This is a genomic window from Janthinobacterium sp. 1L-D-8-B-C4 (assembly GCF_057291295.1).
In genome coordinates, this window is record NZ_JBXAVX010000001.1 from 44,078 (window position 1) to 64,702 (window position 20,625).

13 protein-coding genes are annotated in these 20,625 nt (G+C 61.0%); 4 read left to right on the plus strand and 9 right to left on the minus strand.

Going from position 1 to position 20,625, the window contains the following annotated elements; all coding sequences use genetic code 11:
• Nucleotide 1: 1 nt before the first annotated feature.
• The 8 genes from AC0Z42_RS00230 to tssF all read right to left on the minus strand — a co-directional run bounded on the left by AC0Z42_RS00230 (nucleotide 2) and on the right by tssF (nucleotide 10,400).
• Nucleotides 2-478, minus strand: coding sequence for a GNAT family N-acetyltransferase (locus tag AC0Z42_RS00230; protein WP_485466231.1), 477 nt, complete (start codon nucleotides 476-478; stop codon nucleotides 2-4).
• A gap of 59 nt (nucleotides 479-537) precedes the next feature.
• Nucleotides 538-1,656 carry a T6SS immunity protein Tli4 family protein gene (locus tag AC0Z42_RS00235; RefSeq protein WP_485466232.1) on the minus strand — a complete coding sequence of 373 codons (1,119 nt, stop codon included), beginning with the start codon at nucleotides 1,654-1,656 and terminating at the stop codon, nucleotides 538-540.
• A 96-nt stretch (nucleotides 1,657-1,752) separates the two neighbouring features.
• Nucleotides 1,753-2,892, minus strand: coding sequence for a T6SS immunity protein Tli4 family protein (locus AC0Z42_RS00240; protein WP_485466233.1), 1,140 nt, complete (start codon nucleotides 2,890-2,892; stop codon nucleotides 1,753-1,755).
• Between the two features lie 3 nt (nucleotides 2,893-2,895).
• Nucleotides 2,896-4,764, minus strand: a complete 1,869-nt coding sequence (locus AC0Z42_RS00245) for an esterase/lipase family protein (RefSeq protein WP_485466234.1) — start codon at nucleotides 4,762-4,764, stop codon at nucleotides 2,896-2,898.
• Nucleotides 4,761-7,355, minus strand: coding sequence for a type VI secretion system Vgr family protein (locus AC0Z42_RS00250; RefSeq protein WP_485466235.1), 2,595 nt, complete (start codon nucleotides 7,353-7,355; stop codon nucleotides 4,761-4,763). The genes AC0Z42_RS00245 and AC0Z42_RS00250 overlap by 4 nt, the downstream gene beginning before the upstream one ends.
• 11 nt (nucleotides 7,356-7,366) lie before the next feature.
• A complete protein-coding gene (locus AC0Z42_RS00255) occupies nucleotides 7,367-7,621 on the minus strand; it encodes a PAAR domain-containing protein (protein ID WP_485466236.1) in 255 nt (84 codons plus the stop codon).
• Nucleotides 7,618-8,631, minus strand: a complete 1,014-nt coding sequence (gene tssG, locus AC0Z42_RS00260; protein ID WP_485466237.1) for a type VI secretion system baseplate subunit TssG — start codon at nucleotides 8,629-8,631, stop codon at nucleotides 7,618-7,620. Before tssG ends, AC0Z42_RS00255 begins: the two co-directional genes overlap by 4 nt.
• On the minus strand, nucleotides 8,595-10,400 hold the full coding sequence (gene tssF, locus AC0Z42_RS00265; protein ID WP_485466238.1) for a type VI secretion system baseplate subunit TssF: 1,806 nt from the start codon (nucleotides 10,398-10,400) through the stop codon (nucleotides 8,595-8,597). The genes tssG and tssF overlap by 37 nt, the downstream gene beginning before the upstream one ends.
• Nucleotides 10,401-10,580: 180 nt before the next feature.
• Between tssF and tssK the strand changes: the two genes are divergently transcribed.
• From tssK to AC0Z42_RS00285, 4 genes are all read left to right on the plus strand, one after another.
• The gene (tssK, locus tag AC0Z42_RS00270; RefSeq protein WP_485466239.1) at nucleotides 10,581-11,927 is read left to right on the plus strand and encodes a type VI secretion system baseplate subunit TssK; all 1,347 of its coding nucleotides are present in this window, start codon (nucleotides 10,581-10,583) and stop codon (nucleotides 11,925-11,927) included.
• A 184-nt stretch (nucleotides 11,928-12,111) separates the two neighbouring features.
• The gene (locus tag AC0Z42_RS00275; RefSeq protein WP_485466240.1) at nucleotides 12,112-15,144 is read left to right on the plus strand and encodes an ATP-binding protein; all 3,033 of its coding nucleotides are present in this window, start codon (nucleotides 12,112-12,114) and stop codon (nucleotides 15,142-15,144) included.
• Nucleotides 15,141-17,330: a sensor histidine kinase gene (locus AC0Z42_RS00280; protein WP_485466241.1), complete on the plus strand. Its 2,190-nt coding sequence runs from the start codon at nucleotides 15,141-15,143 to the stop codon at nucleotides 17,328-17,330. Before AC0Z42_RS00275 ends, AC0Z42_RS00280 begins: the two co-directional genes overlap by 4 nt.
• Before the next feature lie 170 nt (nucleotides 17,331-17,500).
• Nucleotides 17,501-19,705, plus strand: coding sequence for a two-component system response regulator (locus AC0Z42_RS00285; RefSeq protein WP_485466242.1), 2,205 nt, complete (start codon nucleotides 17,501-17,503; stop codon nucleotides 19,703-19,705).
• A 24-nt stretch (nucleotides 19,706-19,729) separates the two neighbouring features.
• On the opposite strand, the gene AC0Z42_RS00290 is transcribed toward AC0Z42_RS00285, so the two are convergent.
• Nucleotides 19,730-20,545, minus strand: a complete 816-nt coding sequence (locus AC0Z42_RS00290; RefSeq protein ID WP_485466243.1) for an IclR family transcriptional regulator — start codon at nucleotides 20,543-20,545, stop codon at nucleotides 19,730-19,732.
• Between the last annotated feature and the right edge of the window lie 80 nt (nucleotides 20,546-20,625).

Here is a 20,625-nt window from a genome sequence, read left to right on the forward strand (position 1 = left end):
GTCAGCCGGCAAGCAGCACTTTTTCCATCGCCACGCTGGCCAGCATGATGCCACTCGGATGCGCATACGCTTCCTCGCGCAGCGCAACAAACCCCGCCACGCGGTAAAACGGCACGGCATTCAGCGACGCCGACAAATGCAGGCGCGCAATCCCATGCTCGCTCGCCAACCCCTCCAGCGCCGCCAGCAGCCGCTTGCCGATGCCCAGCCCGCCCTGGGCAGGATCGACAAACACCGCATCGACCTCGCGCTTGCCCAGGTCCAGCATGGCATAGCCGACGATCGCGCCATCGCGCACGGCAACAATCCCGCCACCGGCAGCCAGCATGCCGGCATAGCCAGCCGGCACCGGTGAAGCAGCCCAGACGGCAACCTGTTCGGCGCAATAGTGCGTGGCGCAACTGATCCGCACAGCAATCGTGCGCAGCGCCCACAGGGCATCGATATCAGGGGGCAGGGCGGGGCGCAGATGAACCATCGTTGAGTCCTGAGCAAAAGGCCATGCTAGCGCAATGCCGGTGCGTGCGCCAGAGCGCCTTACTGCGCCGGCCTATCCGGATCGATATAGTAGGAGCCAGGCGGCGCACCGGGCACCTTGACGCGGAATTTCAGGCCGGACAGGAGCTTGTCCCAGAGGGCGATGGCTTCGTCATCGGTAAGCGAGGCAGCTTCAGCCGCGCCGACCATATTGTGGGCAACCTTGGTGTACATCTTGACTTCCAGCACCGACGGATTCGCGATGTCTCTTGGCTTGCCAACCAGTGCCCATTCGAAATCATGCACACCATCGGTTCGGCGTATCAGGGATTCTTCACCCTTCCAATGCTGAATCGCACGCTTGCCTTCACGTAGCAAGGTGCGTTTGGGAAAGCTGCTGCCTTGTATGTCTTTCGCGCCTTGTATCCGATTAAGCAAGGACAATTCTTTGCGCATTTCTGTTTCAAACACCGCAGGCGGGTAGTCACCATAGGCATCCTTGTTTGAACTGATGGAGAAAGTCACATCTGGAAAACTTGGAAGATATAGTCCCACATTGTCGATTTCCTGTTCTGCGTAGTTGTTTTCTGCCAGAAAGCCATGTTCCACGCAAAGTCCCGGATCCTGTGGAATTTCCTCCGGTTGACGTATCCGAATACCCTTGGCCTTGACAAATTGTCTCGCTACCGTAGCAGATTCACTTTCATTACTTCTGACTGAGTCGCCCATGATAAAGGTGTAGTCATCTTTTGTAACAAACGTTCTGAAGAAATGCAGTTTATATTTTTTTGCCAATTCATCCTCATAATAGCGAAATTGCCGAGTTCCTTCAATTGGGCCTTTTTCATTATAGGTAAAATCCGCTGTTTCATCTGTCCACTTGATTTTCTCTATTTCTTCTTTTATTTTTCTTGTTCTTGCATTCAATCCTCCTGTTATGAATTCCAGGGCTGAGCTTCCAATGATGATGCTTGCTTCGTTAGGTATTTTTATTGAATAACGTCCAAAGCATACAATTTTCGTTTGCTCAAAAATTATCTCCAGGCGTTTTCCGAGGGGTTTCGCGTCGTTAATGGACTCAACGTTGCTGGAGTCGCTCGGCGTGCATGCTAATATAAAACTCATCAGCATTGTCGCGACGTAACATAGCCAAAATTTTCGTACAAGAATAATCATCATGCATCCGATTTAATTTTCGCTACGGAACTCAGGCTGTAAGATTTTCAAATAAAGCAGCGCCTATACGTATCATTCCATATAGCAAAATTCAAATAGTCAAGGCGCTGACGACGGCTTTGGTTTGTCGGGATCGATATAGTAGGAACCGGGCGGCGCACCCGGCACCTTGACGCGGAATTTCAGGCCAGAGAGCAGCTTGTCCCACAGAGCGATGGCTTCGTCGTCAGTGAGCGAGGCAGCCTTCGCTGCTCCTACCAGATTATGCTGAACCTTGGTAAACATGCTGGCCTCGAGCACCGATGGGTTTGCGATATTCTTTGGCGTGCCTACCAGTGTCCATTCAAAATCATGGACACCGTCGGTGCGGCGTATCAACGATTCTTCACCGTGCCAGTGTTGGACATTGCGTTTTCCCTCGCGCAGCAAAGTCCGGGCGGGATAATTTTTCCCCTGCTGATCTTTGGCTTGTTGGATGCGGGCGAGTAACGATAGTTCTGGCCGCATCTTTTTTTCGAACTCTGCAGGCTGGAAGTCGCCGTAAGCGTTTTTATTCGAAGTGATTGAAAATGTCACATCGGGATAGCTGGGGAAATATAGGCCAGCGTTGACCATTTCCTGTCCGTCATAAGAATTATCACGCATGAATCCACCTACAAGACAATAGCCCGATTCATCAGGTATTTCATTTATGTCGCGCAAGCGCAAGCTTTTTGCTCTGGCCGCCTGCCTTGCCGCAGCACTTGCAACGGTTCCACCTTCTGGAATTGATCCTCCAAGTGTGAATATAAGATCTCCTTTTTCGATATAGGTTTTAAAATATAGATTTCCGTCTTCTTTGGAAAATTTACTATCATAATATTGTATTTGCCAACTATTTTCGATAGGGCCAATTCCGTTATAGACTATTTCAGATGTATTATTTTGAAATCTTATGTTTTCAATGTCTTCTTTGATTTTTTCATCTTTTGCTAGAATTCCTCCTTTAATTATTTCAATTTTTGAAGGAAAAGATGCGCCTCCGGATATCAATTCCGCTTCAATAGGAACTGTGATCGCATAGCGTCCAAAGCATAAAATTTTAGTTTTTGAGAATAAAATTTCAAGTAAATTTTTGTTTTTTTCAAATTTGCTCATGATTTTCAATGAATTTATATTTTTTTTGGGTTGGGCATTTGTTTGTGTAAAAAATATTGCAGCAATCAGAAAAATTGGAAGTATTTTAATTTTGTTTTTCATCAGTTATCCCCATTTTGCTTTTTTTGCAATTTGCACGATAGAATAAATCATGGATGCGAGTACATTTGGATTGGCATAGCTATTCTGGTGTTCATATCCATTCCCATCACCGTCGCCATGTCTAAATAGCATTCCTTTATCGATGCCGATGTTGATGTGGCGCGCAGAATGCTCTGATGGCACGGTTCCATCACCGAGCGCGTTGGCTGGCATTAGCTTCAACGTCAGTCTTCTGAAACCGGCTTGGACAACGAGTTGACCTTTGGTATCATCTTGTATAAGCACCCATTTTTCAGGCGACTTTTCAAATTTTTCCCAAGGCGCGCCGGGACCACCCTGCATTCCATCAATCAATTTAAAGACCACATCGCCATAACTAAAATAATTTTTGGATGCACAATAGCTTGCGTAGGTGTATGTATGGAAAGTTTTCTCTATCGAAGACATGAATTCTGATGCAAATTTTAGTCGCATGGTTACGTTTTTCATGCCACCGCCATTCTCTGATGAAATGTTCGCCGGGTTTACCCATTCTGGATTAATCAGGCGCCACCAAGCGTTAGGTGGTTTTAAATATATGCTATCGAGAGAGGTTTCATTTTCTTGGGGCCAACTCCAGAGAACCTGATCTTTAATATCAACAATTTTTAACCATTTTTTTCCATATGCTTCGCCCGGCATCATTTCCAGTGGAGCCGGTGCATTGGCCAGGATTGCTGTGGCATGCAACCCGTCGATACCGAGCACACTAGCTTCGATTTCCGCCAGCGACCCTTCTTTTTCCTGGAAACCGAAACGCATGCGCTTGTATGCTCCGGCTGCTCCTATGGTAGGCATGACGTTGTGATAAATGCCAAGAATTTTTACTTCCTCATCATTGACTAAGTTTCCGTAGGCAGGATGAATAAGCGCTCTCGCCAGTAAGCCACCCATGCTATGAGTAATAATTATTACCTCCTTGCATTTAAAGCCGCGATTCACATATCCTTTGACCAAGCCGCGTAGTCTTTTCGCAATGGTTACTGCAGAAACACCGTTGCTTTGAATGAAGTTGTAGCCCATTGCATGTACTGGGTACCAGCATGCTGATATTTTTTTAAGATCATCAATCGTAATGGCTTTTCCGGAAGTGCCACCAAAAACAGTCGGATCCTGCATAAGAAGTGAGGCTACACCAACCTTTTGACGCCATACTGGATGCAGTTTTTTGTCTGCTACCATATTATTTAAATGCAACTCAGCGGTTTTTAACATCTCACCGTAGGCACCTGTGAAAAAAACTTCGCTCCAGCCTCGCCAGCGCGCGATTTGTGCCGGACTTTCGTAGGAGCGAGCCTTTGCTCGTGCACTTGGTGCTGCAGCAGATAGTCGATTGGAACCCATCAGGGGTGGGATGGGCGTAAAGCTGTCTGGAACGTTTTGATGGCGGGCATCGGCAGCTAATGTTTCTTTCCCTTCGGGATCGAATCGGCCATTATTTTCGGTGTAATGGTAGTACTCGATCTCTGTCTCTGTTGGATCGAATACAAGTTGACGCTGTTGTGCCGAAGCATTTTTGAACCAGCCGCCGAGCCCATTTCCTGTGGCAACGGCTGTTTTGCCTCCTACCCCCATCATGTCATCTGGTCGCCAGGCGCGATTATCTTCTCGCTTTAAATCTTCTTGCCGCTTTTTACTCATGCGCAGGTTACTTCCCATTACTCCCGGTAAAAAAATGATGGGTATTACTTTCCGTGGCGGCAAAGTGACTTCATGACGCGCGACATCTTTTGTTTCGGTCATGTGAACAGCATACTCAGCCCATCCACCCACGCCCTGCGTAAATTCTCTCGGATGATTACCGCGTTTGTTCAGATCATCTTTGTCGCTCATGGCAGTTCTCCCTTGTATCGAATCACATAGCTATCCATGCCGGTGGATTTCTGTAACTTCGTCGAGCCGTCGGCACCGCTTTTGCCTGACTGGTTGCCGTCCTCGCGCAGGATTTCAAAATCGATGCCGACGGCTGGCGTATCGTCCACTTCCATCAGCAACACTTCCTGATCAAAGCTGCTGCTTGGCCTTTCATTGAACTCCTGCGACACACTCTTCGGTGCCAAGGTTTCCAGGTTGCCGTTGAACAATACCGGCGACGAGGTAAAAAACTGCACCTTGTCGCTGATTTCCAGCATGTGGCTGGCGCCGTGCAGGCGGATGCCTTTCTTGCCCTTGATATTGACCCAGTCCGCTTCGCTGATCAGCGACAGCACTTTGCGGGCGATGATGTCGACTTCGCCGTCGTGGGCCTCGATGGCGATCTTGCCGGAGGCGGCGATCAGTTTCATGCCGGCCTTGTGGACGAAGATGCGCAGGCTGTGGGCCACGCTGGCGAACAGACTGTGGCCGCTGGCCAGCGCGATGTCCTTGCCGCTGGTCAGTGCCACATGCTCGCTGGCGGCCAGGTGGCTGGACGCCGCGCTGGACAATTCGATGCCGGCCGGGCTGGCCATCACCAGGTGCGGTTCGGACAGTTCCGGGAAGTGTTCGCCGCTGCCTTTGATGGCGGTGTTTTGCCGCTTGATGGCGTCGGCCACTGCGCCTTGCTCGCCGGCGCTGTCCTGGGCGCCGGCATCGACCGCCATGCCGGCCAGGCCATGCTGCAGTTCCCTGGCCTGCGCCAGCCGGGCCAGGGTGTCGTCGAGCTGCTTGACCGATGCGGCGCCAGCCGGTGTTTCGGTGGTGATCAGCATGCCTTTGCCGGCGCGCAGCGCGCCCCAGGCGTTGGTCGCCAGCTCAAAGCCGCTGCCGCGCGCTTCCTTGCGGCCGGCATGGTCGTCGATGCGCGTGATATTGCCCAGCGACAGGCGGCTGTCCTGGTGGCTGCTGCGCAGCTGGGCCTGGATCGCCTGCTGCGTGTCGTCCAGCACCAGGTGATTGGCGCCGGTAGCCCCCAGTTCGCGGCTGCGCAGGCCGGACAGGGCGCGTTGCTGCGGCAGTTGCCAGGGTGGCGGATTGGTGCCGTTGTACACCACGCCGGTCACGATGGGATGGTCGATATTGCCGTCCTGGAATTGCACCACCACTTCCTGGCCCACGCGCGGCAGCGCGATCTGCCCCATCTGCGGCCCGGCCATTGGCATCATGACGCGTATCCACGGCGAACTGCGCTCGTCAAATTTGCCGAGCCGGTCCCAGTGAAACTGCAGGCGGATACGGCCCAGCGCGTCGGTGTGGATTTCCTCGCCGGCCGGTCCCACCACCAGCGCCGTTTGCACGCCGGCCACCACGCAAGGCACGCTGTTGTAGCCGCAGCCTGGCCGCCAGCGCCGGTCCTTGCGCACGCAGACAAAACGGTTTTCATAGTGGGAGGGGGTGTCGCTGCCGGCCTGATAATTGTTGCTGGCGACATGCTCGACCGACAGGATCAGGTATTCGCGCGCCTTGATGTCGTCGCCGCGTTCCTCGCCGCGCTGGTATTGCCTTTCCTGCGCGCTGAAATGGCCGGCCAGGGTAAAGCAGCGCCCTGCCTGCGCCTGACGCTGGTTGCCGGCCGCCTCGAAGTACTGGCGCAAGTGGTCGCTTTCCTCCATGCGGCGCTGCGCCAGCTGCGCGCCATGGTCGCTATCGCGGTAGCCATAAGAACCGGTGTTTTGATACAGTTCATGCGCGAACACATCGCCCTGGCGGTTCAGGCTATGGCCGGTGGCGTACTGCGGCCGCGCGTTTTTATAGTCGAAGCTGGCCAGCGTCAGCAGGCCGGAACCGAGCTGGCGCACGGCCTGCCATTGCTTGACGCCATCGTCTTCCATCGAGCCGGAATCGGCATGAAACCGCATGGCGCCTGCGTCATCTTCGCCATCGATCAGTTCGGCCAGGGTGCTGTCGTCGGCCAGCCAGAGTGTATGGCCGTCAAGGCGGTGTTCATACCAGTAGTGCCAGCCCAGCGCCTCCCAGCGCCGGTGCAGATGGTTGTAGTCGCTTTCGTTGTACTGGTTGGCGCAGGACAGTTGCGGATCGTCGCCTTGCAGGCAGGTCTTCCAGTCGCGTTGCAGGTAGTGTGCAAACGTGGTTTCGGTCAGCTGCATCACGCTCTGGCAATGGAACGAGACATTGTCCTGGCGCAGCCTGGCAAACGCCAGCCACGGCTGCAGCAGCATGCGGTACCAGGCAAAGCCGCCATCGGCGCGCAGCAGGCGGAACTCGCCCACATAGCCGTTGAAATAACGCACGCTGCCATCGTCACGCACCATGCTGATGGTCACCATGCGTCCCATCATGTCGGTCAGGGCGATATGGGCGTCGTCGGACAGCAGTTCCACCTCGAAGCGAAAGTCACGCGACACGGCTTCCGTCGCTTGCAGGGAATTGACCAGCAGCACGGTGTCGGCGGGGCCATCGCCTTGCGGAAAATCCAGGCGCAGCAAGCGCCGCTCCTGCGAAGCCAAACCAAACGCGGACAAGGCCGCCAGGATACTGGTGTTCATGCTTCGCTCCGTCATAAAGAAGTGATCAGCCTGGCGCCACAGGCCGTCTTGTCGCCGTCGTAGGCATAGGCGCGGCCCTGGTGTTTTGCTCCTGCGCCATCGGCTTGGACAGGAAAGCTGCCCTTGCATTTGGGGCAGACCGTCATGTCGCCGGCCAGCGCCGCCGTCTTGCCCATCACGGTAGTGCCGGACGATGCGCTGCTGACCTTGCCGCCATGGTCGGTCTTGTCGCCCAGGCGTATCACGCCGCGTCCCTGGTGTTTCATATGGCCCTCGCTTCCCTTAACAGATAGCGCACTTCGGCGCCGCGCACCTGCCCCTGCCTGGTTGGCAGGAAGGTGTTCCAGCCCAGCCGGCGCTGTGTTGCCGGATCGCTGTTCAGTACTAATGGTGTTGTGCAGACAGCGCTCAACACCAGCCGTATTTCGACCTGCAGGCTCGGTGCGCCAAACAGCGCCAGCATCTGCGCCAGGGCCTGTGCGCCGGGGCCGTGCGGCAGGAAGCGCTGCAAGGCCGCTTCGTCGACCGGCCCCACATGCAGGCGCACGCGCCGGTCGTGCCGCCATAGCCGCAAGCCGACGGTGGCGCCGCGTGCCAGCGTGAAATTGGCGCTGCCGAGCCGGCTCAATCGATCCTGCGGCAAATAATCCCAGGCGCCGGCAAATTGCTCCAGCACGATGGGAACGCGGCAGTGGTCGGCCAGCACCTTGGCAATCGCATGCGCCGAAACGGGGCGGTTGCGCAGCAGCCCTGCATACCAGGCCGCCGCATTGGCTGCCTGATTGCCGGCCGGCGGCGCTACGCCGGCCAGCGCCAGCAGCATCGGCAACTGCTCGTCCTTGGCCTCGGTCGCCAGCCGGTGTTCCAGCCGGTATTTGCCGCAAGCCCGGTAAAACAGCGTCACCATCCTGTGCGAAAAAATATCCAGGAAGGCCGCGGCGCCATCGTCGCCGGCGGCGAGCTGGCTGTTGGCGATGCCTTGCGTGTAGTGCAGGGGCAGGGCGCCGCTGTTGCCAAGCAAGCCGATAAAGGCCGGCGTGATGGCAATGCGGCCATCTTCCTGCTGCGACAGGCGTTCGAGCTGGCTGGCCGGAAAACCCAGCGACAGGCTGTTTCGAAAGCGCAGCACCTGGTCCAGCGCCTGTTCGGGCGGCACGCCCTGCTGGCGCAACCAGCGCAGCAGCAGGCCCACCGCCTGCATGAACTGGTAGCGCCACGGCTCGGCCATCAGGTGCGCGATCACACCAGAGATTGCATGCCGTTTCTTGGTTTGCATCGGATCAGCTCCTCTCCGCTTTGCAGCGACAGCACCACCAGTTCGACAAAGCTGTTGACTTGCACATACAGGCCCAGGAACTGCTCGATGACCTGCACGAACAGATGCATGCTGGTGCCGACAAATGCCTCTTCGTCGAGCGTGATGCGCACTTCGACGCCATGCACCAGCGACGCGCCGCGCGGGTGGCGCAGCCAGGCGGTGGCAGGGCGCTGTTCCAGCGCCATGATGCCGCCTATCTGGCGTTGCGAGGTGGGGCTCTGGGCCAGGTCGTACAGCACCAGCATTTCACGCAGCGCCGGCAGCCCTTCCTGCGTCAGCGCATGATGATTGAGCGCCAGGTGCGACACCAATCGCCAGTGCAAGCCATGCCCTGGCGCGTAGCGGCGCGGCGCACTGGGCCGGCGCAGCAGCCGCACTGGCGCGCCACCGCCGCAAGGCTGCAAGTCTCCCTGCGGCTGGCCGTGTTTGAGGACCAAAGGCAGGTCGCGATTGCTGCAGGTGAGCATCAACGACAGGGTGGTTTTTTCCTGGAGCAGGGGATTGAAGTCGCCATCGACCAGGCTGATGGTTTTTTCATGGCCGGCGCTCTTGAGCGCCACTGCCGGGTCGTCGCGCATGACCCAGTACGGTCCTGGCTGCGCCGCGCATTCGCCATGGCGCAGGCTGTACAGCGGGCGCACTTCGCTCACGCTGCTGTTTGTGCCGCGCTGGCGCAGCAAATGCACCGATTCGATGCCCATTACCTCATAGCCATGCGCATGGGTGGCGTGGGCCAGCACGGCATACTCGGTTTTCTGCTGCGTGACGGCAACCGGCACGGCGGGTTGCTGGAACAGGTTGATGACGGGGCTACAGCCGGGCAGCAGGTTGGCGCCGGACAGGCTGGCCAGCATGCGCGCGCTGTCGCCATCGGCCGGCATGCCTGTCAACACGAGGTGTAGCGTGTAGTCGCGAGAGTCGGCGGGCAGGCGAGCCTGCAGGCCTGCGGTGTCGATATCGACAAAATTGAATTTTTCGGGGCAGGCAAAATACTCGGCCAGGATGCGGTAGGCGCTGTGCGAGCGCGCGCCAAACGGCAGCAAGGCATCGGTTTCGGCAAAGCCCGCCGGCGCCAGCGGCGGCGCAGGCAGGGCCAGCCATCGCCCGTCGCTGCCTTCGACAAAGGCGCAGGCCGCATGCAGGAACAGCGCGTCGTGCAGTGCGGCGGCAAACGAGGGTTCGCCATCGATAAAGAGGCGCAGCGTTGGCGGCGGCGCGCCGTGATGCGCGATGGCGATGCTGATTGCCGCGCTGGCGCCCGCAGGCAGCCGCACGCCCGGTGGTGCCTTGATGCGGGTATCGAAGGTGGCGCCCGTCAATCTCACGTCGCCGGCCGCGATATCGTAGATGGAGCTGAAACGGCAATGCACGCCGCGCACCGGGGCGGAATCCATCAGGGTGCCGGCCGGCAGGCGCAATACCGTGCCATCGAGCGCGGGCGGCGGCAGGCGCACGATCGCGCATGAGGGGAACGGCCGCAGATAATGCGGAAACAGGGTCTCGAACAGGGCGTGCGTGAATTGTGGATAGTCGTCGTCGAGACGCTTCGAGATGCGCGCCGCCAGCAAGGCCACCGACTCGATCAGATGTTCGACGTGGGGGTCTTCGCAGGCCTCGCCCGACATATGCAGTTTGCCGGCGATGCGCGGATAGCGCTCGGCAAATTCCCGGCTATGGCGCCGCAGCAGCACCAGTTCGCGTTCGAAATACGGCAGCAAGGTTTCCATGCCTGGGATGCGCCTGGGCGGCGCCGGTGTCATGTGGAATCGCCAGTATCGAAGTGTTTTCCCACAGGCAATTTGCGATTGCGCAAAATTTAGCGGCAGTTGCTGCGCAACCTCAATGACTTTCGTGCTGGCAACTTCAGACTGGTAACGCGAGATTCCGCCATCACCAGGGAGAGCACTGTGACATTGCCGTCAAAACTATTATGGTCCGAAGGGCTGGCCATCGGCCCGCAGCAGTTCCAGCAGCTGGACCGCTATCATGAAGCGCGTTTGCAGCGGCTGGTATCCTTGATCAGCCCGCACCTGTGGGGTGTGCACGCGCTCGGCTGGAATGCCGATGCGCTGGCCAACAACAGCTTGCGCGCCGACACCATGTCGCTGGTGTTCCAGGATGGCGAGATCTACGAAGCGCCGCTCGGCGACGCCTTGCCCGCCGCGGTCGACCTGTCGCGGCTGCCGTCCGACGAGCACAGCTTTACGTTCTACGCGGCGCTGCCGGCCATGAAGGCGCATGGCGGCAACCTGGCATCCGGTGCGCGTTATCAGCAGGCGGACGTTGAAACTCCCGACCTGTACAGCGAAGCCGTCAGCATGCCGGTGGCCTACCTGAAAAAAACGGTCCGCCTGCTGTGGCACGGCGAACCGTTGCACGACTACCTGGCCATACCACTGGTGCGCCTGCGCCGCGGCGGCCGTGGCGGCTTCGAGATCGATGCGTCCTGGTTGCCGCCATGCCTGGCCGTCAATGCGAACGCGGCCTTGCAACAGATGCTCGACTCGCTGATCGAGCGCCTGGGCGCAAAAATAGCGTCACTATACAGCCGCCACCGGCAGCCGGGCCACCATGCGGTCGAGTTCCACGGCGGCGACATGTCCTCGTTCTGGATGCTCAACACCCTCAGCACGGCAATCGCCACCCTCAGCCATTGCGCCTGCCACGGCCGCCACCATCCCGAGCAGCTGTTCGGCCACCTGACGGCGCTGGCCGGCGGTCTGATGACGTTTTCCAGGAAATACGCGCTGGCCGACCTGCCGCGCTACCGGCATGACGACCCCGCACCCGGCTTCGGCAAGCTGGACTTCATCATCCGCGACCTGGTCGATACGGTGTTGCAGTCGCGCTATTTTCCGATCGCGCTGGAAATCGACCCGCAAAGAAGCACCCACCATCACGCTACCCTCGATGCGGAAAAAGTCAATCTGCAGACCACGCTGTGCCTGGCCGTGAATGCGGACCTGCCGGCGCTTGAACTGGTGGCCCTGGTGCCGCTGCAACTGAAGATTTCGTCGCCCGCACAGATCGACGTGCTGTTGGCGCGCGCCTTGCCCGGCGCCACGCTGCGCCACATGGCGCAGGTGCCGGCCGAAGTGCCGGTGCGGCCGCACACCTGTTATTTCGCGATCGAAAACAAGGGGGTCATCCACGAAGCGATGATCAAGGCGCAGGCGATCACCATCTATGCGCCGTCGGGCATACCGGGACTGGAACTGGAATTGTTTGGCATCAGTGCTGCCGGGAATACATAAATGTTTCTTCAAGCAATAGACTTGCCTGCATTGTTGACGTTATCATGTTTTTGCAAGTGTCAGTACACAGATGATGACGGACGGGATAGGCATGGACATGGGCGTTGCGGGAAATGCGCCGCGTGGGCTGATGCCTGGCGGTGGAGAACGGTGGACGGCGCTACGGCGCTGCTGCCGTGCATTGTTGCTTTTGCTTGCATGCGCCAGTTCCGCCCACGCCCCTGCCGCCGTATCTTCCACCCCCCACGCCAGCCTGCACGGCAAGCGCGTGCTGTTTCTCAGCTCGTATGACTATGGCCGTGCCGGGGTGGAGTCGTACACGCGCACCTATATGCAGGCCATGCTGGCCGGCGGCCTGGCCGGTGAAGACGTGGTGGTGGAGTTTCTCAACCTGAACACCTTGAGCGAGCCGGTGCTGCGCGCCAAGATGCGCGAATTGTTGCTATTGCGATACAGCGAAGGCTCGGGCCATCCGGCCGACCTGATCGTGGCCATGCAGCAGCCGGCGCTCGACTATCTGCTGGGCGAACTGGCGCCGCTGGCGCGAACCACACCGGTGCTGGCCATCAATACCTCGGGCAAGGCGCTGCCGGCCGGCACGCCGCCCACCATCTGGCAGCAGCAGGCCAATGTCGACTTTGCCGGCACCCTGGCGCAGGCGATGGCGCTGTTCCCGCATACCCGCCAGATCGTGATGGCGGTCGGCGCCAGCGAGGCCGACCAGACACTCAAGCGCCGTATGCAGCAGGCGGCCGAGGCCTGGCAGGGCAAGGTGGCGCTACGCTATCTCGATGATCTGACCCTGGCGCAGATGCGCGACACGGTGACGCACCTGCCGCCCGACGCGCTGCTGGTGACGGGCAATGTCAACCGTGACGTGGCCGGCAACATCGCCACGCCGGTGCAGTTTGCCGCGTTGCTGGCCAGGCTGGCCAATGTGCCGGCCTTTGGCCTGTACAACGTCAATCTGGGGCAGGGTATCCTGGGCGGCTTGATACTCGATATCGAGGATGCGGCGCGGCAGGTGGCCGGCATCTCGCTCGATGTGCTGGCCGGCCAGATGCCGGGTGCGCCGGGCACCTTGCTGCCGGCGGCGCGCCCGGTGCCGATGTACGACTGGCAGCAGCTGCAGCGCTGGGAAGCCGATATCGGCCTTTTGCCTGCGCAGGCCGTGTTCCTGAACCGGCCGCCCAACGTGTGGCAGGAGCATCGTTCGGCCGTGATGGTGGTCGGTGGCATATTCCTGATGATGGCCTGCTTGCTGAGCGCCTTGCTGCTGCAGCAGCGCCGCTTGCGGCACGCGGAAAGCGAGGCGCGCGAGAGCGAGCAGCGTTTTCGCATCCTGGTCGAGCATGCGCCCGAGGCGATTCTCGTCTATGACCTGGACACGGACCGCTTTGTCGATTCGAACGGCAGCGCGCAGCAGATGCTGGGCATGTCGCGCGAGGCCTTGCTGGCCTGCGGTCCGTTTGACTTGTACAGCACCGAACAGCCCGATGGCCTGCCGCTGGCGCTGATGGTGGAAGAACATTTGCGCCTGGTGATGCTGGGCGAGACGATCCATGTGGAGCGCAATATCCGGCATGCCGACGGCAGCGTGTTTCCCGCCGAAGTACGGCTGGTGCGCCTGCCGATGGACGGGCGGCGCCTGGTGCGCGGCGGCATCGTCGACATCAGTGCGCGCAAGCGCAGCGAACAGGAACTGCTGGGCTACCGCGACCAGCTCGAAGAGCTGGTGCAGCAGCGCACGGCCGCGCTGTCGGTGGCCGTCACCGAGGCGCAATCGGCCAACCGCGCGAAAAGCGTTTTCCTGGCCAACATGAGCCATGAGTTGCGCACGCCCTTGAATTCGGTGATCGGCTTTTCGCAGATGATGGCCGACTCGAGCAGCATGTTCGAGGAAGAAAAACAGAACCTGGCCATCATCAACCGCGCCGGCCACCATTTGCTCACCCTGATCAACGATATCCTGGAATTGTCGAAGATCGAAGCTGGCCGCATGCAGCTGCAGACCGGGCCGGTGGATTTGAACGGCCTGCTGGGCGAGGTGCTGGAAATGGTGCGCATGCGCGCGCGCGAACAGGGTATCGCGCTGTGCGTGGAGCGCGCCAACGTGCCGCCGCTGGTCCGGCTCGACGACGCCAAGCTGCGCCAGGTGCTGCTCAACCTGTTGTCGAACGCCCTCAAATTCATCGAGCGCGGCAGCGTCACCCTGTCGCTCGATTGCCAGCCCGCCGGCGACGGCCAGGGCCAGGTACTGCTGGCGTTTGCCGTGCGCGATACCGGTAGCGGCATCGCCGAAGCCGACCTGGAACGTATTTTCGAGCCCTTCGTGCAGGCCGACAGCGCCGTGGCGCAGGCCGGCACCGGCCTGGGCCTGAGTATTTCACGCCAATTCGTGCGCCTGATGCAGGGACAGTTGCAGGTCGAGTCGCGCCTGGGCGAGGGTTCGGTGTTCCATTTTTCGCTGAGCGTGCCGCTGGTGGCGGCGCCGGCCGCCTTGCCCGGACTGCCGGGTCGCGTGTGCTGTTTGCCGCCGGCCCAGCGCGGGCGCGCGGTGCTGGTGGTCGATGACGATGGCAATTGCCGCAAGCTGCTGGCCGGCCTCCTGGCGCCGCTCGGCTTCGTGCTGCAGGAAGCGTGTGGCGGCGCGCAGGCGCAAGCGATGCTCGCCACGCAGCGCTTTGACCTGGTGCTCAGCGACTGGCGCATGCCGGACATGGATGGTCTGGCGCTGACGCGCTGGCTGCGCGCGCGGGTGGACCTGGCGCAGCCACGGCTGGCGATCATGACGGCGTCGGCCTTTGAAGAGGAAAAGCAGGAAGCGCTGGCGGCCGGCGCCGACGCTTTCTTGCGTAAACCGATCGAGCAGGAGCCCCTGTTTGCCATGCTCGAACAGCAACTGGGGCTGCGCTTCCTGCGCGAGGAGGCATGCGCCCCACCTGTGGTGGCGCAGCGCGCCGGCGCACCGGCGTTGAATCCTGGCGAACTGCCGGCGTTGACGCCAGGCGAGCTGGCGCTGCTGGCCCGGGCCGAACGCCAGGCGCTGTTCGAGGCGGTCAGCGCGCTCGACCTGCGGCGCAGCGCCATCGTGCTGGCCAGCCTGGCCACGCGGCTGCCGCAACTGGCCACGCGCATGGCCACCATGCTGGAGCACCACCAGTACCGGCAATTGTGCCAGTGGCTGGCGCAGGATGTCGATCAAGGGCAGGCATGAACGAAGAAACGATCAAGAGCAAAGGCAAGCCGGGGCGTCTCGGTGGCGTCTCCATCGTGCTGGCTGTCAGCGTGGCGCTGACCTTTGTCGTCACCTTGCTGCTGCTGGTGTTTGCGGTGCTGTTCTACCAGTCCGAGCGCGCGCAGCGCTGGCAGCAGTTGCATCGCACCGTGTCGGTCAGCGCCGACCAGCTGGCCGTGGCGGTCGAACTGCCGCTGTGGAATCTCGATGAAAAGCAGATGCAGGCGATCATGCGCAGCATCCTCGGCAACCGCGAACTGCACGCCATCTCGCTCACGCCGGCAATCGGCAAGGACACCATCATTTTGCGCCGCAGCGTTGATGGCGCCATCGACAGCCTGGAATTCGAGCCCGAAGACACCTCCTTGCTGGCAGAGCGACGCATGGTGACCCTGGGCGGTCAGATTATCGGCGCCGTCGCCGTGTATGCCGAGCCGTCGGTGCTGCATGCGCAATTGCGCCAGCGCGCACTGGCCATCGGCGCCATCATCGTCGCGCTCGACGTGATCCTGGTGGCCAGCATCTGGCTGCTGATGTGGTGGCTGATGCTGCGGCCCTTGAAAGCCATCGGCCAGTATGCGGCTGCCGTGCGCGCCGGCCAGCCGGTGGCGGCCGGCATGCCGCGCAAGACCTGGTTCCTGGGCGAGCTGCGCACCCTGTACCGCTCGATCCGCGACATGGTGGCGCTGCTCGACAGCCGCTACCGCGCGCTGCAGCGCAGTGAAGAAAGAGTGCAGATGGCCACCGGTGCAGCCAGCATCGGCATCTGGGACTGGAACGTGGCCGGCGGCGAACTGGAATGGGACGACCAGATGTATGCGCAGTTCAAGGCCGATCCCGCCGCCGGCTTGCCGCCAACCATGATCTGGCGCGCCTCGCTGCTGGCGCAGGATATCGATTTGACCAAGCAGGCGCTGCGCGCGGCGCTCAAGGAAGGCCACGTCTTCACGCATGAATACCGCATCGTCTGGCCAGACCAGTCGATCCGCTATATCAAGGTCGATGCGGTGCTGTTTCGCGACGGCGGCGGCAAGCCGCTGCGCATGGTCGGCTCGAACTACGACATCACGGCGCACCGCGTGGCCGAACTGGAGTTGCTGCGCCACCGCCATCACTTGGAAGAACTGGTGGCCGAGCGCACCGGCGCGCTGTCGGTGGCCGTCAGCCAGGCGCAGGCGGCCAACCGGGCCAAGAGCGTGTTCCTGGCCAACATGAGCCATGAGCTGCGCACGCCCTTGAATTCGGTGATCGGTTTTTCTCGCCTGATGGCCGATTCGGCCCACATGCATGCCGATGAAAAGCGCAACCTGGCCATCATCCACCGCTCGGGCACGCATTTGCTCAACCTGATCAACGAGATCCTCGAATTGTCGAAAGGCGAGGCGGGCAAGCTGTCGGCGCAGTGCGAGGTGGTGGCGCTGGCGCCGCTGCTGCAGGAAGTGATGGACATGCTGGAAATGCGCGCCGAGCAGCATGGCCTGCTGCTGCGCCTCGACTGTGCCGGCCTGCCGCAGGCGGCGCACCTCGATGGCACGCGCTTGCGCCAGGTGCTGCTGAACCTGATGAGCAACGCCGTCAAGTTTGCCGGGCGCGGCACCGTAACCCTGCGCGCGCGTGGCGAATGCCTGGGCGGAGAGGACTGGCGGCTCGACTTTGCCGTCAGCGATACCGGCGCCGGCATTGCCCTGGCGGACCAGCAGCGCATTTTCGAACCCTTCGTGCAGGCCGACAGCGACGGTCCCAAGGATGGCACGGGGCTGGGCCTGGCCATTTCGCGCGAATTCGTATGCCTGATGAAAGGTACGCTGACAGTGGAATCGACGCCGGGGCAGGGCGCGACCTTCCGGTTTGCGATTCCGGCGCGCGGTGCGCGCTTGCCACTGCCGGGGGCAGCTGTGCCGGCAGCGCCGGTGGCTTTGCCACCCGCCCCGCCGCCGGTGCGCATCTTGTGCGCGCAGGATTTGGCGGCATTGAGTTCAGACGAGCGCGCGGCGCTGCTGGCGGCGCTGCGCGAACTGAACCTGACCCGCGTGGGCCTGTTGCTGCAAGCCTTGCCACCGGCCGCGCAAACGCTGGTCACGCCCTTGCAAGCGATGCTGGACCAGCACCAGTACCGCCAGCTGTGCGCGCTATTGGAACAGGGCAGCGAGCGCCTGCCGGTGTGATTGTGGACTGACAACATCGGTCCGGATAAAAATTTTGTAAAAAATCGGCTGTGGAGTGGTGCTAATTTGCAATGAAGATTATGATGATGGAACGTAGTTCACTGCAAAACGAGTCTTGTCCAGCGCGCAAAGCACCGCCGCGCCTCATTCAGAGCTGAGAGAACTGCTACATGTACCGCGATTTTCCGGAAGTCAATACGAAGGGCGAAGTACTGATCGTCGAGGATACCCCGGCGTCGCTCAAGCTGTTGAGCGATCTGCTCGGCGGCGCCGGCTATGCCGTGCGCCAGGCACCGAATGGCGAACTGGCCCTGTGGACGGCGCAATCGCGCCCGCCCGACCTGATCCTGCTCGATGTGCGCATGCCTGGCCTGGACGGCTTCGAGGTATGCCGCCGCCTGAAAGCCTCGCCCGAACTGTGCCAGGTGCCGGTTATTTTCCTCTCCGCCCAGCACGACACCGACGACAAGGTGCGCGGCTTTGCGCTTGGCGCTGTCGATTTCATCGCCAAGCCGTTCCAGGCCGAAGAGATACTGGCCCGCACCGACGCCCATGTGCGCCTGCGCCGCGCCCAGCTGCAACTGGCGCAGGAGAGGGTCACGCTGGAGCGCCGCGTCACCGAACGCACGGCCGAACTGGAGCAGGTGGCCAGCACGCTGGCGCGCGAAGTGCAGATACGGCGCGCCAACGAAGACCTGCTGCGCCTGTCCGGCCAGGTGTTCGAGGCGACCCAGGACGCCATCCTGATCACCGACCCGCAAGGCATCATCGTCACCTCCAATCCCGCTTTCACGCGCATTACCGGCTACACGGCGCAGGACGTGCGCGGCATGGACATCATGCGCCTGCACGCCGGCGGCGCCGACGAGGCCGCCTGCGCGGCGCTGCGCCAGGGCCTGCGCGGCAGCGGCTGCTGGTCGGGCGAGGTACAGACGCGGCGCAAGAGCGGCGCCACCTATCCCAGCCACCTGAGCGCGACCACCGTGCATGGCCCGGACGGCGCCGTCATCAATTACATCGGCGTGTTCCTCGATATCAGCGAGCGCAAGGCCGAGCAGCACCTGATCGATTTCCTGTCCTGGCACGACGCGCTGACGGGACTGCCCAACCGCGCGCTGCTGCGCGAGCGCTTCGAGCAGCAGCGCCCGGGCGCCATCCGCGATGGCCAGCAGATGGTGCTGATGTGCCTCGACCTGGACCGCTTCAAGAATATCAACGACTCGCACGGCCAGGCCGTGGGCGACAAGGCGCTGCAGGTGGTGGCGCGCTTCTTGACGGGCTGCCTGCGCGAAGGCGACACGGTGGCGCGCCAGGGTGGCGACGAATTCCAGATCCTGCTGCAGGACGACCCGCTGCTGGGCCGCACCATGGCGCTGGTGCAAACCATCCTGGCCGGCCTGCGCGAAGAACTGAGCGTGGGCGGCGAGCGCCTGGCGCTGACCACCAGCATCGGCATCGCCATGTGCCCGGCCGATGGCGAGACGCTCGACGATTTGCTGCGCCACGCCGATACGGCGCTGGTGCGCGCCAAGGAGATGGGGCGCGACCACTATGCGTTTTTTACCGAGCGCATGGGCAACGATATCCGCGCCCGCCTGGCGATGCAGCAGCAGCTGCGCGGCGCCGTCGCGCGCAATGAATTCGAGGTCCATTACCAGCCGCAGATGTGCTTGCGCACCGGCGCCATGCTGGGCGCGGAAGCGCTGCTGCGCTGGGAAAATCCGGTGCTGGGCAAGGTGCCACCGAACTTGTTCATCGCGCTGGCCGAGGAATACGGCCTGATCACGGCGATCGGCGAGTGGGTGCTCGACAGCGTCTGCGCGCAGATCCGCGCCTGGCAGAAAGCGGGCCTGGGCAGCATCAAGGTGGCCGTCAACCTGTCGGGCAAGCAGTTCGCGCAGGACCGCACCGTGCCGTTCGTCGAAGCGACCTTGCGCAAATACGGCCTGGAGCCTGGCTGCCTGGGTATTGAAATCACCGAAAGCACGGTGATGGGCGATCCGGACAAGGCGGTGGCCGCCTTGAGCTGCCTGAAGGACATCGGCGTGAGCATCTCGCTCGACGACTTTGGCACCGGTTATTCCAGCCTGGGCTACCTGAAGCGTTTTCCCATCGACGTGCTGAAAATCGACAAATCGTTTGTCGACGACGTCACCACCAGCAGCAGCGATGCGGCCATCGCCCTGTCGGTGATCTCGCTGGCGCACAACCTGCACATGCGGGTGATCGCCGAAGGCGTGGAAACGCGTGAGCAGGTCGATTTCCTGACCCGCCACGGCTGCGATGAAATGCAGGGTTATTACTTCAGCCGGCCGCTGGCGGTCGAGGCGTTTACGGCGCTGCTGCGCGAGCAGCGCCCGCTTTGCACCACCTGAACCTGGCCAACACGGCCACGCTCTTCAGGCGCCGGCCGTCCCGTTGAAACCCATCGCGGCGCTGATCTGGTTCGCTTCCTTGATGACCGCGAGACGGGCTGTCCCGCCTGGACTGATATCGAACATGGTGGCAGGATTGAGCGCGGTCAGTACCGCGCCCACGCGCCCCGTGTGCTCGAAGATGGGGGCCGATACGGCACTGATTCCCCGCAACAGGGTATCGGTGATGCCAGCGCTGCCTTCGGCCCGTACTTTTTCCTGCAGTTTGCCAATGGGATCGCTGCCGTTCAGCGAAGCACGCTGCTCTGGTGTTGCCCGGGCCAGTTCGGCTTCGGCCTGCTGGCGCATGGGTACATCGTCCAGGTAGGCGAGCAATACCTGGCCGGTGGCCGACCACAGCACCGGCAGCACCGAACCCTCCCTGACGTTGACCGTGACCGGCAAGCCCGGTTCCTCGAAGCGCAGGATGGTTGGCCCCTTGTTGCCCATCACCGCCAGGAAACACGTCACTTGCAGGGTTTCCCTGAGCCGCATCAGCGAGCCTTCGCCCAGCCTGATGGGATGGCATTGGCGCAGTGCCGCCAGTCCGATCTGGATCGCCTCCCTGGCCAGGTAATAACGCTGCGTGGCAGGATCCTGCGCCACCAGGCCTTCCTGGCCCAGGCTGGCCATGTAGCGATGCACCTTGGCCGTGCTTTCGCCGACTTCGGCCGCAATCGCCGTCAAACTGGCCATGCCATCGAGGCGCGCCAGCGCCTTCAGCACGCTCATGCCCATCTCGGCCGATTGCACCCGCTGCCGTCGCTCCGGCGTCTCGGACAAGGGATTCTCGTTCTTCATGTGTGTGTCGTGGAGCGAAGTCATAAAAGCACATTATGCCCGATCCGCAGCGCCAGCCGGGCCATGCCTGCTGCTGCGGC